The following is a 15,100-nucleotide window of genomic DNA, read 5'->3' on the forward strand; positions in this document are numbered from 1 at the left end:
ATCTCGTGCTCATGCATCTCGGTCTCCCATGAATTCGCTGAGATAACAGCACGCCGAGCGCGGGGGGTTCCGGTGTTCATTGCACAGGACGGCGAGATGAACCCGGTTGAGCGGCGCCGGGGGACCGGCGTCAATACGGCACGACAGTATTCGCAATGCGGCGCCCTGCCCACTACCCGTGCGAGTAGTGCCCAGCCGTACAGAAATTCACGCCTCAGCGATTACGCTGCATCTTCCGGCACGCCGCAGTCGGACGGGAGAGCAGGCGTCTGCGGTGTGACTCCCCGGTGTTCAACTGACCCATCCGGACAGTTGAACACCGCGACGCAGCTCGACGATCCTTTATTGCCTTGCTCATGTCGTGGCTCATGTCGTGCGTCAGATAATTCTCCGCAAGACGGGGGTAATGATGAATCTATTGGTAGGGCGTGAAAACGCGCTGTCCGCGTTGGGCAGACATTTGGATTCCACCGCACAGGGCGGCGGCGGCTGCGTCGTCGTCGACGGCCCGCTCGGCACCGGAAAGACCCGCCTGCTGCAGGCCACGGCTCTGGAGGCCGCTGAACGCGGCCTGGCCGTGGCCGCCGGGCGGGCGAGCGGAACCCATCGAACGGCCCCCATTCACCTGCTCATCAACCTGCTGCAGCAAGTGATGCCCGGCGAGGCCGATTTCGATGATCTGGTACGGCCGGGCAGGAACCCCTTCTGGTTGATCGACCGAATGGGTCGGCTGGTCGAGACCGCGGCGCGCAGGCACCCCCTCGTGATCGTTCTCGACGATGCCCAGCAAGTGGACGATGTCAATGGCCTGGTCCTGCGCGAGCTCGTGCGGTCGCTCGCTTCGTCACCGGTGTTCTGGCTGCTCTCACGCCGACCGGATCCCACATCCTCCATGGCCCAGCACGCCATCGACTGGCTGGCCGATCACTCCGCGGTGCGGCTCTATCTGGGGGCGCTGGACAACGAGGCCGTGGCCGAGTTGTGCACCAGCGTGCTCGGCGCCAAACCTGACTCGTCCGCGCTCAGTTGGGCGGCTCGCTGCGGCGGAAACCCGTTGCTGGTGGAGAGCTTGTTCAGCGCGCTCGTCCAAGCCGGCGAGGTGATCATCGTCAACGGCACGGCGTCAGTGGCGGCCGAGCGCATGCCCAAGGGTGTCCTCACCGCGGTCGGCCGCCTGCTGGACGAGGTGCCGGCCGCGGTGCGGCGTCTGCTCGTGTGCGGCGGGAGGATCGGGCGCTCGTTCACGGTCGAAGAAGCGGCAGCCATGCTCGGCGAATCCGCCCTCGATCTGTCCCCTAGCGCCGACTTGGCGGTGCGGGAGGGCTTGATGCGAAAGGAGGGCAGAGAGCTGACGTTCGCCCATGAGGTCGTCGGGGAAGCGCTGCAGGAAGCCGCGTTTCAAGAGTCGGAGCGCTCAGGGGTCATGGCCTCTGCCGAGTCTTCCGCCATGCCCTCTGCCGCGTCTTCCGTCGTGCCTTCCACTGCGCCCCCCAGTTCACCGGCTCCACGCTCCCCCCTGTGCGGCTGTGACACTGTGGTGGCTCGGGCCGTCTCGGCTCTGCACGATCTGTTCGACGAAGCACCGCGAACGCTGGCTCGTGCGGTGCACCTGCTGGCAGGAGCGGGGCAGGGCACCGAAGCCGGCCGCCTCACGGACATCGCCCTGCGCCCCGCTGCGTATGCGACCGCTGCGGCCGACACGGCACAGCCGGCCCCGACCCCGACGTACTGCGGCACATGCGAACGCCCGCTGTGGACCTGGCTGGTCCGGGGGCTCGTCGCGGCCGATCAGTTCGAGGAGGCGGCAGCCGTCTGTGCTGTCATCAAGCAGGAGGCCGAGAAGCCGGGCGAGCCCTGGTCCGAAGCCTTGTGGTACGGGCACCGTGCCGAAGTCCTCGCTGCGGAAGGCCGACTTGAGGAAGCGCGTGTCGAAGCCGAGAAGGCGCTTCGCCCCGCGGACCGGTCCGCGCCGGAGGACTCCGTGCCCGCACGGCTCGTCGTCGCCCGGATCAGCCTGCACAACGGCGATCTCGCCACCGCCGGTGAACAGTTGCGAGCGACGGAACGGCTCGTGACAGGTGACGCATCAGCCGACAGGGCCCGCCTTGATTGGGTGCTCGCCCGATTCCACGCGGCGAGTGGGCGTCCGGCGATGACGGTCCGGAGCTTGATCAGCCCCGAGGGGCACGCCCCGCCCGACCCGCTGCTCTTTGCCGAGGTCCCGACGGCGGCGGCAACGCTCGTCCACCTGGCCGTGCAGGCGGGGCTCGGCGCGGAAGCTCGACGAGCGGCCGATCTCGCCCGTCGCACGGCCGAGCGTAATCCGGGGGTGTGGTCCCTGGCGGCCGGCGCCGAACACGCCGAGGGCGTCCTGCGCGACGACACGGCCGCCTTGCACCACGCCGCCGAGCTCTATCGGCTCGCCGGACGCCCGCTGGCGGCGGGCCTCGCACTCGAGGACGCGGCACGGGTCCAGAAGAAGCCACGTCACCTCGGCATGCAGCAGGTACGCGGCCCGGGTGCCGAACTGCCCAAGTCGGGCTGGGAAAGCCTCACGGGCGCGGAGCTCCGCGTCGTACAGGCGATCGTCGACGGCAAGACCAACAGAGAAGCGGCGAGCGTGTTGTTCCTGTCGCCCCACACCGTCGACAGCCATCTGCGGCGCGTGTTCTCCAAACTCGACATCAACAGTCGCGTCGAACTGACCAAGCACTTCATCGCACACGAGGCTTTCCCACCGGCCATGGCGACCTCGCATCGGTGTGGATCCGCAAGCTGACCAGAGCGGCGGCCGGGGGCGCAATGCGCCTTACCCGGCCGCCGTCCCAGGGCATCAACCCTCCGAGGGGCTCACCCGTCAGAGAGCCTCGCCGAGCTCTTCGCCTTCCATCGAATAGATGGCAGCTCTGCTCGAATAGCTGGCCGCTCCACGTGCAAGCTCGACTCGGGTATTGATGCCCAACTTCTTGTAAACCTTTCTGAGATGGTAGTTCACGGTGTGCGCAGAAAGGTGGACCCGTTTGGCGATCTGACGGTTGGTAAGACCTACGCTCACCAGATAGGAGATGCGTCGCTCCATGTCAGAGAGACCGGACCAGCAGACAGCGCTCAGCTGCGTGCCGCCTTCTTCTTGAGAATCAGCAAGCAGCGGATCCGGAGCAACTGGATTGCTCTTCCACTTCCTTGCAGGTCCTTTTGCGGCGGCATAGAGCTTGGCGAGCTCCTCCGTCGCCAAAGCGACCGAGATGGGATCCGGTGACTGCGCTATGACGCGCGCCAAGGCTCCCGGGTCGCCGTTCGCCAATGCATGGGCGTGCACAGCACCGAGACTGACGACAGAAATCCCAGGGTTGTCCTCCGCGAGGCTTCTCACGGTTTCGAGCACACTGCGCTGGAGGCCGGTGTCACCCACGTCGAGCGCCAGGCGGACCAGGAATGCGGCAGCCCCCGGATCCTCGACGTACAGGCTCCGCCGGGTGGCAAGGTGGCTGTACTTGCCGGACAGCAGATCGATGGCCGCCCGCGGCCCTTCTCTCTTGACGGCGATGCGCAATTCCGTCCAGGCGTACTGCGTGGAGTGCAGTACTGTTTGATCCAAGACCAACTCACTGTGCAGACGCCCCAATTGCTCAGCGGCCGTAGGCAGATCCCCCATGTAGAGGGCGACTGTGCTGAGGACGGAGTACGCGAGGGGCCGGAACACGGGTACGGCGTCCCGCTCCGCCGCGGCGGTCACGATCTCCGCTTCACGACGGGCATCCCCAAAACGTCCGGACTGCAGAAACAACCGGGACCGCATGGCGGCAGGCGCGGCAGTCCAGACCTGCGTGGGAAGTTCCCGAAGGCCGGCTTCCGCCTCGTTGATCAGCGATTCGGCCTGGTCGAATTCGCGAAGGTTTGCCAGCTTCCCGGCCAGAGCGAGCTTGAAATGCAGACCCCAAACCGGGTCGGATCCATCGCTGTAGCGCACCGCAGTACGCCCCAGGCTGATGCCTTCAGCCAACTCCCCGGCGCACCAGCGAGCATTGGAGAGCGTCGTCAGCGCCATCAAAGCAGCAATATCACCTTGCTCAGGTTCTCGCTCCCGAAGAATTCTCTCGGAATACCTATCGGCCTCCTCATTGCCGAGCAGGAAGTGGCCGAGGATCACAGATGCTTCGGCATCAAGTCGGGCCGCTGCCGAAACACTGGAGCTCGCGAGCTTGCGTTCCGCTGCGCGTATTCCGGCTGTCGCCTTTCCGCTCATTATCAGGCCGTGAGCTCTTGAATAGACCTCGCCGGATTCTTCTCTGGCCTCATACGACGGTTCAGCCGGGCGCTTGGCCATCCAGAGTTGCTGTTCGTAGGTCGGCGGACGTCTCCCGGAATGCCCCATGGCCTCGCGCTGCAATGCGCTGCGCACGGGGACTGGGATGGAGTGAATTACCCCTCGCAAGAGGAATTCGCTATGGAATTCCAATTGACGCTCGACCGCAACCACGAAGCCTGCCTCCATGGCTTCATCCAAGGGCGGCAGCAAGGTGGCCGACGACCGGTCCAACATCTTGGACACGTCCTCCAACATGAAGGACCTCCCAAAGACCGCTGCGACCTTCAGAAACTGCTGGCAGCTCGTACTCAGCCCGCTCAACCGGTGCTTGACAAACTCCAGAACGCGAAGCGGAATCCGTCGTACAGTCAACTCAACGGCACCATCACGCTCCTGAACGATCCCTTCTTCTTCCAGCCCGATCATGAGCTCCGCGAGCAAACGACGATCTCCGCCGGCGCCGGCCGCGAACTCGAGTACTTCTTGACCTACGTCAGCCCCGAGAATTTCCCGTAGGAACTGTTCGTCGGCGCCTTCACCCAAGGATGCGAGGACCAGCCGCTTCACCACATTTTCAGTTCTGGTTGCGACACCTATCTTTTGGTTCTCCATCGTCGGCCCCGTTGCCATAACCCCACCCCGTTATGTTCGTACGACTTGAAAGAGCGCTCGAAGTACCGTCCGAATCATTTTGGCCAGTATAGCGAAATCATGGCCTGAATTTCCGGGTGTTTCCATAGATGTTCTGTCACGCCAGCAGGATGTCTTTTCCATGGTTCTCCGCATTACTTTCGCTTGATGCGACACATGACAAATGTCACGGCCCGAGACTTCCGCTCCTGCACGCGAGGGTGGTAGACAAAGGCAACCAATCGGCGGCTTGTGGCGAACATGTGACGGGCAATCAGCGACGCGAAAGCCCCCGATCCCATTGGATCGGGGGCTTTCGCCGATTAACCCGATAGGCGCTTTGCGAAATTTTTTAGCGCCTGTGCGACAGTCCTTGTCTTTCAGATAAGCAGCACAGGGAAGAGTCAGACCCTGGCCTCTTCCTCGACCCCGGTCTTGGAAGCCGGCGTCACCTTCTGTGCCCGACTGCCCGGCATCCACCAGTTGGCCTTGCCACACAGCTCCATCACCGCGGGGACGAGGACCATCCGGATTACGGTGGCGTCGATGAACACGGCCACGGCCATGCCCAGACCGATTTGCTTGATCGAGACGTCCGGGCCGAGCAGCGAGGTCGTGAAGACGGCGATCATGATGGCGGCCGCAGCCGTGATGACCTTGGCGGTACGCGCCAGACCACGCGTCACGGCGATCCGGGTGTCGCCGGTGCGCTCGTACTCCTCGCGGACCCGCGAGATCAGGAAGACCTCGTAGTCCATCGACAGACCGAACAGGACCGGGAACATCATCATCGGCACCCAGGTCGTGATCGGCATTTCGGTGGGGAACCCGAGAGCCGAGCCGAGCCATCCCCACTGCACGACCGCTACCAGGACGCCGTACGCGGCACCGATCGACAGCAGGTTCATCACAGCGGCCTGCAGGGCGATCGTGACCGAGCGGACCAGCGCGATCAGCAGCAGCAAGGACATCACGATGACGATCGCGATCATGAAGGGCAGGCGTGAGCTCGTCTCCTCGGCGAAGTCGATCGCGCCGGCGTTCGGGCCGCCGACATAGACGTCTTCGCCCCCTGCCGCCTTGGTCAGCGTGGTGTCGCGCAGCTGGTGCACCAGGTCCGCGGTCGCCTCATCCTGGTACCCGGTCTTGGGGAAGGCCATGAAGATGGCGGCCTGCTGGTCCTTGCTGAGCCGCGGCTGCGTCGCATAGGCGATGCCTTCGGTCTTCCTGACCGCGTCGACAACGGGCGCCAGATCGGCGTCCTTCGAGCCGACCTCGGTGGCGAAGACCAAGGGTGCGCCGTAGCCGGGGCCGAAGCCCTCCGAGAGGATCTCGTACGAGGTGTAGCTGCTCCTGTCACGGGGCTGGACACTGGCATCGGGCAGGCTCAGCCGCATCGAAAGCGCGGGGGCCGCAAGCACCAGCAGGCCCGCGCCCGCCAGGAGCGCGGCGACCAGCGGCTTGCGCTGCACCACGCCGGCCCAGCGCTCGGCGGGGGTACGACGCTCCCGGGACGGGACATCGGTGTGCTTGCTCTGGCGGGCCGTACGGCGGGGCAGGCGCAGCGAGTTGATCTTGTGGCCGGTGAAGCCGAGGAACGCCGGCAGCAGGGTCACCGCGGCGATCATCGTCACCAGGACGGTCACCGACGCGCCGATGGCCACACCGGTCATCAGCCGCTGCCCCATGGTGACCAGGCCGAGCAGGGCGAGCACGACGGTCGTACCGGCGAAGAGCACCGCGTGACCCGCGGTGGTGATGGCCTTGACCGTCGCGGTCTCAGGCTCGTCCCCCTCCTGCAGGCTCTCCTTGTAGCGCGTCACGATGAAGAGTGCGTAGTCGATGCCGACACCTAGCCCGATCAACGCGGCTACGAGCACGGTGAAGTCCGGCGAAGGGACGATGTGTCCCACGAGCTTGATGAGGGCGATTCCGCCGAGGATCGCCATCAGGGCGGTCACGATCGGCAGACCCATCGCCACCAGCGATCCGAAGGCGATGAACAGGATCACCGCTGCCGCGAGGACGCCGACGCTCTCGGCCGGACCCTGCTTGGGCGTCTCGGCCTTCTCCGCCTTGTCCCCGCCGAGACCCAGCATCACACCGTCACCGGAGGCGTCCTTGACCGTGGTCACCAGTGGCTTGACATCGGCCTTGTCCACGTCTTGGTCGGTGAGCGGGATCGTCGTACGAGCGATACGACGGTCCTCCGTCACCAGGTCCTTGTCCTGATACGGTGAAGTCACCGGCCCGGTGATCTTCGACTTATCGAGATCGGCGACGACTTTCTCGATCTTCTCGCGGACGGCGGGATCGTCGATCCCCTTCTCCGCCTTGATCGCGAGAGTCAGCGTGTCTCCTTGCTGCTCGGGAAAGTGCTTCTCGACCAGAACCTGCGCCTTGGCGGAATCGGAGTCGCCACCGGTGAAGTCGTTGTCGGAGGCAGCGCCGAAGCCGAACCCGACAAACGCGAGGGCGATCACGCCGACGATCCAGGTCAGCAGGACCAAGCGGCGGCGCTGATAGCAGAACCGGGCTAGTCCCGCCAGAGCTCCATCCGTACGGGCAGTCTCGGATGCCATCGTCTTCTCCTCGAGTCGTTGAGCGTTCCGCTCCATACTCGAGATCACGCCCCAGTGCGTCGACGTGCAGACGCAGGCACTCTGCAGCTGTCGCTACCACGGATGCTGTACTCCTTCCGCAGTAGTCGCAGGAGTTCCGCGAGTTCGCACAACCTTTTCGCCGCCTAGGAGCCGTCGATGAGCACTCCGCCCGCCGCCACAGGCGCCCCCCCCCGACTGCAACGACGGCTGGGAGTGAGCGACGCCGTGGTCATCGGCCTCGGGTCGATGATCGGCGCAGGGATCTTCGCAGCGTTCGCCCCCGCCGCCCGTGCCGCCGGTTCGGGCCTGCTCGTCGGCCTCGCCGCGGAGACGGTGGTCGCGTACTGCAACGCCACATCATCGGCTCGGCTCGGCGACTTCTGGGGCTACCTCGCGGGCTGGGCCTTCATCATCGGCAAGACCGCATCCTGCGCGGCCATGGCCCTCACGGCGGGCGCCTACGCCTGGCCCGGACACGAGCGCGCGGTCGCGATCGCCGCCGTGGTGGCCCTGACCGCCGTCAACTACGTCGGCATCCAGAAGTCCGCCTGGCTGACCCGCACCATCGTCGCCCTGGTCATCGCGATCCTCGCCGCCGTCGTCATCGCCTCCTTCGCCAGTTGTCAAACAGACGTCTCCCGCCTTGAGTTGGGTGGCGACGCGAGCGTCGGCGGCGTGCTGCAGGCTGCTGTTCTTCGCCTTTGCCGGGTACGCGCGTATCGCCACGCTCGGCGAAGAGATCCGCGACCCGCGGCGCACCATCCCCCGCGCGATCCCCCTGGCCCTGGGCATCACGCTGGTGGTGGACGCGGCGGTCGCCACAGCAGTCCTCGCCGTGCTCGGCCCCGGCAGCCTGGCCGACGCCACCGCGCCTCTCGCGGACGCGGTGCGCGCGGCCGGGGTCCCCGCCCTGGTTCCGGTGGTGCGCGTCGGTGCCGCCTTCGCCGCGCTCGGCTCGCGGCTCGCTCTCGTCCTCGGCATCTCGCGCACCACTCTCGCGATGGCCCGCGACCGTCACCTGCCGCACGCGCTGGCTGCCGTCCACCCGCGCTACAACGTCCCCCACCGGGCCGAACTCGCCGTCGGTACCGCCGTGGTGATCCTCGTCGCGTTCGCCGACCTGCGCGGGGCGATCGGCTTCTCCTCCTTCGGCGTACTCGCCTATTGCGCCATCGCCAACGCCGCCGCCTGGACCCTGACCCCGGGCGAGGGACGGCCGCCACGCGCCGTCCCCGTCCTCGGCGTGGTCGGCTGCCTGCTGCTCGCCTTCAGCCTTCCCTCATCACCAGGAAAGAGCCCAGACGACAGGCCGATTTAGCCGCCTACCGACAGCGGATCCATGCGAGAAGGGCCAAGGAATATGGGACATCCTGGGACCACATCTGGGGCGGCGTTGTCTCGATCAGCCGGGACGGCACAGTGCTGGCCATGCGGCAGATCCCACTCTGAGACGAGTAATACCGGCATGCGTGTAACCAGCTACCGGCCCGTCGTAGGCCGGTAGCGGTGGTGTGGGCCCGCCAAGCGGAGAGGACCGGTTCGATCAACTGCCAGCGTTCGTCCGACAGGTCGCTGGGATACCCATCGTGCGGGGTCATGCTCCCGATGGAACGCGCGGCGGCCGGTGCGACGACCGGTCAAGCCGCCAAGGACTCACCGCGTGCAGTGCGTCCCAAACATCGCAGGGAGCTTGGGCCGTCTACGCTCCAAGCCCGACTCACCGAAGTCCGGGCGGGGACAGTCGAACCGCGTCGGCCCTTGAGGGGGCGGGACGCCACGTCGCCAAGTCGTGTCAGTGCGGCTCGGATTCTGTGATCTACCTGGACGTCGCCTGCCAGGTGACGTGTCCCCCCGCCAAGGTGCGTAGCGAAGCCTCAATGCCCCTCTGAGGCCCCCACTGATCCCAGTTGGCATCCCATTCGAGGGCCCCGTTACAGCAATCCTCGAGAAGGACCTACGTAGAGAACACCAGCTCATCCTAGTCTCCGCGGCCGCCCGCGCTCTCGGCCTACAGCGCGGGCGAAGCCATACGGGGTGATCGGAGATCCACCCAGAACTCCTCGTACTCCTCAACGTCCACGGCGACATTCTGTCATCGGGATAACCACTTGTAACTGCCGCCCCAGTGGTTATTGTCTCGCGCCATGCAGTCCGGGATGCTCTACAACCCTCAGCCACCGACAGCGGTCTGACGGTGCACACCGATCGACAACGCTGAAAGAACGCATCTGGCCATCGCCGCTCCCGCAGGCTCCCGGAACGCCGGGGGCGTCGCGCGTCCCTCCGGGCCCAGCCGGACCGCTGGAAGGACGGGTGCAACAGGCAGTTCCCCTCCGGCCTAGGCCTGGGCGCCCCGTGCTTCTCCTACACCGCTTCTGTGGCTGCGTGGATGACGTCGGCCGAGGAGCAGGGCGCTGCGGGCCAAATGACGGGCGCCGGACATGCCAGACAGCAGGCGGCCACCGCGTTCCGCAGTAACGACAACCGAACCACCGGGGGCTGTCGCCTCGGTCAGCACCAGAGAGCATCGCGAATGAACGTGAATACGCAGCCTGTGTGGGCTGAAGAGAGATTCGGGCGCAACAAGGTCCGCCAGCTGTTGGTTCCCGGCCGCACGTTGGAGGTCACCGGGCAGGAGGGGCTCCTGCGCGTCTCCAACGTCTACGGAGACTGGCCCGCCGTGTGCACCGCGGCCGAAATCTCCGGGGAACTAACAGCCGTGCTGCCCGGCCCCTCCGGCCGGGATGTGCGCTGGGTGGGCAGCCTCGACTGCACCCCGCAGACGGTGGTGGAGTCGTACCGGGAAGCCATCGGTTTTCGTCCGCACGGTGAGCCGCGCAGCCTGCGCCGCCCGCAGGTCGGTGCTCTGCATGCGGTGCTGGGGCACTGGGCCTCCGGTCTGAACGATCCGGGGATCGTCGTCATGCCCACCGGGACCGGCAAGACCGAGACCATGCTGGCCCTGCTGGTGGCCGCGCGGATGGAACGACTGCTGGTGTTGGTGCCCAGTGCGGCGTTGAGGGACCAGATCGCGGCGAAGTTCGAGAGCCTGGGCGTACTGCAGCAGGAGCAGATCGTGGCTCCCACTGCGCTGCGACCGCGGGTGGGCCGGCTCGAGCACGGGTTAAAGGACCCAGACGAGGCGGCCCGGTTCGTTGCGGCCTGCAATGTCGTCGTCGCCACCCCCCACATCCTCAACAAGAGCGTGGGCAACGTGCGGACGTCGCTGCTGTCGTCGTTCTCCCATCTGATCGTGGACGAGGCCCACCACTCCCCTGCTGATACCTGGGCGCGGGTGATCGACGACTTCGCCGACCGTGCGGTGCTGTTGTTCACCGCCACACCGTTTAGGGAGGACGGCCGCCGGCTCCCCGGCCGTACCGTGTTTCGGTTTCCGCTGCGCGAAGCCCAGCGCCTGGAGTACTTCAGACGCATCAACTACCGGGCGGTGTTCGGTGTCGAAGACGTCGACCGGGAGCTTGCCGAGCTGGCCGTGAACCAGCTGCGCGCCGATCGGGCCGACGGGTACGACCACTTGATGATGGCGCGGGCCGAGAGCATTCCGAAGGCCGAGGAACTGGGTGCGCTCTACCAGGAACTGGCCCCCGACCTCGGGCCTCTAGTGGTGCACCAGAACGTGGGCGTCAGGCTCCGCAAGGCTGCCCTGGAGGCGCTGCGAACGCGCGAGTGCCGCATCATCATCTGCGTCGACATGCTCGGGGAGGGCTTCGACGAACCCGCACTGAAGATCGCGGCAGTGCATGCGGCTCGCAAGAGCCTGAGTCCGATGATCCAGTTCATCGGCCGGTTCACACGGGCCGCGGAGGGGCTGGGCGAGGCCACCGTGTTCGTCGCGCAGGAGCCGGGCTCCGGCACCTCACCGCTGCGCCGACTGCTGCGCGAGGACGCCGACTGGAACCATCTGCTGCGCGACCTGACCGACCGGGCCACTCTGGCTGCGGAGGAGACCAGCGCCTTCGACACCACGTTCAACGGCGCACCGGGTGATGTGGCGGTCAGCGTGCTGGAGCCCAAGATGAGCGCGGTCGCCTACCGCGCGGCCACCCCGCAGTGGAGCCCCGAGGCCGCTCTCCTGCTCTGCAAGGGCAACGAGCGTGTCCTGGACGACGCCATGGCTCTGGGCGGCGAGGTCTCTCCCGTTGCCTGGTACGTCATTGAGCGGCGCACCCCCGTGCGCTGGGGCGCTCCGCAGGAGTTGGAACAGGTCGTCTACGAACTGATCGTGCTGTACTTCGACACCACCCGGCGGCTGCTGTACATCCATGGCTCGGAGAAGTCGGGTACGTACCGCGAGCTGGCCGAGGCGGTGCTAGGCGAGGACTCCGAGCTGATCGGTGGCAAGCAGACTTTCCGAGTGCTGGCCCGCCTGGACCGGCTGGTGCCGACCAACGTGGGCCTGAAAGATGCCCGGGACTATTTCACGCGCTTCTCCCTGCACGTCGGAAGTGACGTCTCGCAGGGCTTCACCACCTCCCAGGAACACAAAAGCCAGACCCACATCGCCGCGTCCGGTTTCGACGACGGTGACAGTGTCTCGATCAGCGCCGCGCACTCGGGGCGGTTCTGGTCTCCCGCCACCGCCCCGAGTCTGAAGGCCTGGACCGACTGGTGCGACAGGCAGGGCACTAAGCTGCTGGACAGCACCATCAACCTGGAGCAGGTCTTCGACGGGTTCATCATCCCCGAGGACATCACCGAGCGACCGCCGTACGTGCTGCTCGGCGTGGAGTGGCCCTGGGAGCAGGTCTACCTGGGCTCCCGCGACCGCTATACCCTCACCTACGACGATCGCAGCTACCCGCTCACCGACGTGGACTTCGAGGTCGACGACTACTCCACCACCGGTCCGTTCCTGTTCTCTCTCACGTCTCCGGCCTGGCGCGTCGGCTACGAGGCCGACTACGGCGCCAAAGGCCTGGTCTACCGCCCGCGCCAGCAGGACGCCGTCGTTGTCGGCAGCGGCCGGACAGCACAGCCGCAACAGCTGGAGGAATGGCTCAACGCACACAGGCCTGACCTGTTCCTGGAGGGTGACCGTCTCATCGACGAAGAGGGCAGGCTTTTCGCCCCGCGCTATACGCGTCGCCCCTACGACCCGGCGCTGCTCACGCCGCTGGAGTGGGAGGGCGTGGACCTCAGCAAGGAGTCACAGCGCCCTGAGCGTCGAACCGACTCGATCCAGTACTACACGTCAGCCCATTTGCGTGCCTGCGGCTCCTTCGACGTCCTGCTCGACGACGACGGCTCGGGTGAAGCGGCAGATCTCGTGGGGCTGAAGGTCGACGGCCGCTACCTGGATGTGACGCTCGTGCACTGCAAGTACTCCTCCAAGTCCACCCCCGGGACACGCCTGGACGATCTGTACGAGGTGTGCGGCCAGGCCATGCGTGGTGCCAAGTGGCGGCGTCAGAACGGGTTGCGCCTTCTGAACCATCTGGCCGACCGGGCCACCAAGTACCTCCGGCGCAACCCCGGCGTCTCCCCCTTCGAAATCGGCGGCCGCAAGGAAATGTTTGCCATCCGCGACCAGGCCCACCTGCTGCGGCCCCGCTTTCACACCGTCATCGCCCAGCCTGGCCTTCAGGCCGGCCAAGCCACCGACGAGCAGCTCCTGCTGCTCGCAGGCGCGGAGAAGTTCGTCCGGGACGTCAGTTCGGGCGACTTCACCGTCTACTGCAGCCGGTAGATCCACAGCGGAGCCTGCTGGCTTCCTCCGGCCGAGGTGAACTCTCCCCGTTTCGCGGTAGCCTGCGCCGCCCGCGGGGTCTTGGGGGGGGGGACAGATAGCCGCTCCGCCGACGACAACGGGCAACCAGCAACTCCTGCACAAACGGATGTAGCGAGCAGCGCCAACGTGATGGTCGCCACGGATAGCCGGTAGCCGAGAACACAAGATCCGGACCATTTCCGGACCAGTCTCCGACCGAAGGCTGCGCCAAGTATCGTTTTGCCTGGTCAACATGGGTGCAGCTGCTGTACCACCAGCAGACGAAGAACCTCCTTGTGTCGTACTCGCCGCAGAAGCTCGGCTTCTTCTAAGGGTACGAGGAAAGGCGCCTGACCTGGGCCTTTGCCCGTCAGGCGCCTTTGCGCCCTAGAGGTCCCGTGGTCGCACCCTCATCCGGATCCCGTCCCGTGCCCACAGCACGAACCGTTCCACCGGCGTCACTTCGTGCCCCGGCGCGGGCCGAAAGCGCAGGCGCTTGAGGAGGACGGTCAGGACAAGCTGGGCCTCGACCGTGGCCAAAGCGGCGCCCTCGCAGCTGCGTGGTCCGATCCCGAAGGGGACGTACGCGAGCCGCGGCCGCTTGGCCACCTCCTGCGGCGTGAAGCGCTCGGGGTCGAACCGCTCCGGCTCGGGCCAGTACTCAGGGTTCAGGTGCACAGCCCAGAACGGATAGAACACCGTCGTCCCGGCCGGGATCTCGTACGGGCCCAGAACCAGGTCCTCGGTCGTCTCGCGTGCGCCGTACGGACCGGGCGGGAACAGCCGCATCGACTCCTTGAGCACCATGTCCAGATACGTGAGCCGCCGCAGATCACCGTAGTCGGGCGTAGCGCGCTCGCCCAACACCTGGTCCAGTTCGGCGGCGACGCGATCGGCCACCTCGGGATGGCGACCCAGCAGGTGCAGCGTCCACGAGACGGCGACGCCCGTGGTGTGGTGGGCGGCGAGCAGCGTCACCATCACGGTGTCCCGGATCCGCGCCGGGCTCTGACCGGCCTCGACGAGCGCCCCGATGAGGTCGCTGCGATCGGTGCGGACGCCCGAGCGGTGGGCCGCCACCACGCGGTCCACCGTCGCGCGCAGATATGCGAGGGCCTCCTCGGCCCGCTCCGCTGAGCGTGGGTCGGCCCGCGGTACCTGGTAGAGCCGCCCGAGGTGTTCGGTGAGCACCTCCTCGAACGCGGCGACGACACGGTCCGTGTCGGTTTCCGCGCCGCCGAGCGCGAACCCGCTGATCATACGGAGCGACAGCGCGGTCAACTCCTTTTGCAGTTCGACGGGTTCGCCGTCGGCCTGCCCGGCCCAGCGATCCGCGAGCTCCCGCGCCAGCTCGGTGAAGCGCGTGAAGTGCCGCTCGTGAGCAGGCCGTCCGGCGAGCACCGAGAGCAGTAGTCGGCGCCAGGGTGTGTGCTCGTCGGCGGGCAGCACTTGCAGATTGCCCGCCTCGCACAGCGGTTCCAGGAACGCGAAGAGCTTCTCGGGCCGCTTGTTGATATGCGCCGTGGCTTCCAGAAGCACGGGGTCGGCGACCGACACTGCCGTGCCCGCGCCCGGCAGTTGGAAGCGCACGACTGGTCCGTACGCCTCGTGCAGGCGTAACTGGTGCCGGTGCAGCCCGCCCGCAGCCGCAATGGCGCTCAGCCCGCCGTCCTCCTGATGCTCGGGGCCGGGGATGCGCAAGACGTGCCTCCTGTCGCAGGTCCTCCCCTCGGGTGGTCTGCCCCGAGGGGCCCTCAACTCGCCCTCGTATCAACCAGTTTCCCCCGGCCCCGCTTCCCTCCCCTCCGGCCAGGTCAACCCGCACCGCGC

5 protein-coding genes and 1 pseudogene are annotated in these 15,100 nt (G+C 66.5%); 3 read left to right on the top strand and 3 right to left on the bottom strand.

All coding sequences use genetic code 11. The annotated features are described in order from the left end of the window. Positions 1-361 precede the first annotated feature (361 nt). Complete coding sequence (locus tag AB0O76_RS34880; RefSeq protein ID WP_365499835.1) at positions 362-2,779, top strand: BREX system ATP-binding domain-containing protein; 2,418 nt, start codon at positions 362-364, stop codon at positions 2,777-2,779. A gap of 78 nt (positions 2,780-2,857) precedes the next feature. Here AB0O76_RS34880 and AB0O76_RS34885 read toward each other — a convergent pair whose 3' ends face one another. Both AB0O76_RS34885 and AB0O76_RS34890 read right to left on the bottom strand, forming a co-directional pair. Then, complete coding sequence (locus AB0O76_RS34885) at positions 2,858-4,921, bottom strand: LuxR C-terminal-related transcriptional regulator (RefSeq protein ID WP_365499838.1); 2,064 nt, start codon at positions 4,919-4,921, stop codon at positions 2,858-2,860. 422 nt (positions 4,922-5,343) lie between these two features. After that, positions 5,344-7,521 carry an MMPL family transporter gene (locus tag AB0O76_RS34890; protein ID WP_365499841.1) on the bottom strand — a complete coding sequence of 726 codons (2,178 nt, stop codon included), beginning with the start codon at positions 7,519-7,521 and terminating at the stop codon, positions 5,344-5,346. A 177-nt stretch (positions 7,522-7,698) separates the two neighbouring features. On the opposite strand from AB0O76_RS34890, the pseudogene AB0O76_RS34895 reads away from it, so the two are divergent. Continuing rightward, positions 7,699-8,821, top strand: a pseudogene (locus AB0O76_RS34895) (APC family permease); the annotation flags it as partial. Between the two features lie 1,254 nt (positions 8,822-10,075). Then, positions 10,076-13,249 carry a DEAD/DEAH box helicase family protein gene (locus tag AB0O76_RS34900; RefSeq protein ID WP_365499844.1) on the top strand — a complete coding sequence of 1,058 codons (3,174 nt, stop codon included), beginning with the start codon at positions 10,076-10,078 and terminating at the stop codon, positions 13,247-13,249. 408 nt (positions 13,250-13,657) lie between these two features. Here AB0O76_RS34900 and AB0O76_RS34905 read toward each other — a convergent pair whose 3' ends face one another. Further along, a complete protein-coding gene (locus tag AB0O76_RS34905; RefSeq protein WP_365499847.1) occupies positions 13,658-14,971 on the bottom strand; it encodes a cytochrome P450 in 1,314 nt (437 codons plus the stop codon). Positions 14,972-15,100 lie beyond the last annotated feature (129 nt).

It is taken from the genome of Streptomyces sp. NPDC086554 (genome assembly GCF_040686095.1).
In the GTDB taxonomy this organism is placed as follows: Bacteria; Actinomycetota; Actinomycetes; order Streptomycetales; family Streptomycetaceae; genus Streptomyces.

Bases quoted from the DNA above. Each gene is read 5' to 3' on its own strand.
- AB0O76_RS34885 (WP_365499838.1), bottom strand. From the start codon at position 4,921: ATGGAGAACCAAAAGATAGGTGTCGCAACCAGAACTGAAAATGTGGTG.
- AB0O76_RS34890 (WP_365499841.1), bottom strand. From the start codon at position 7,521: ATGGCATCCGAGACTGCCCGTACGGATGGAGCTCTGGCGGGACTAGCC.
- AB0O76_RS34900 (WP_365499844.1), top strand. From the start codon at position 10,076: ATGAACGTGAATACGCAGCCTGTGTGGGCTGAAGAGAGATTCGGGCGC.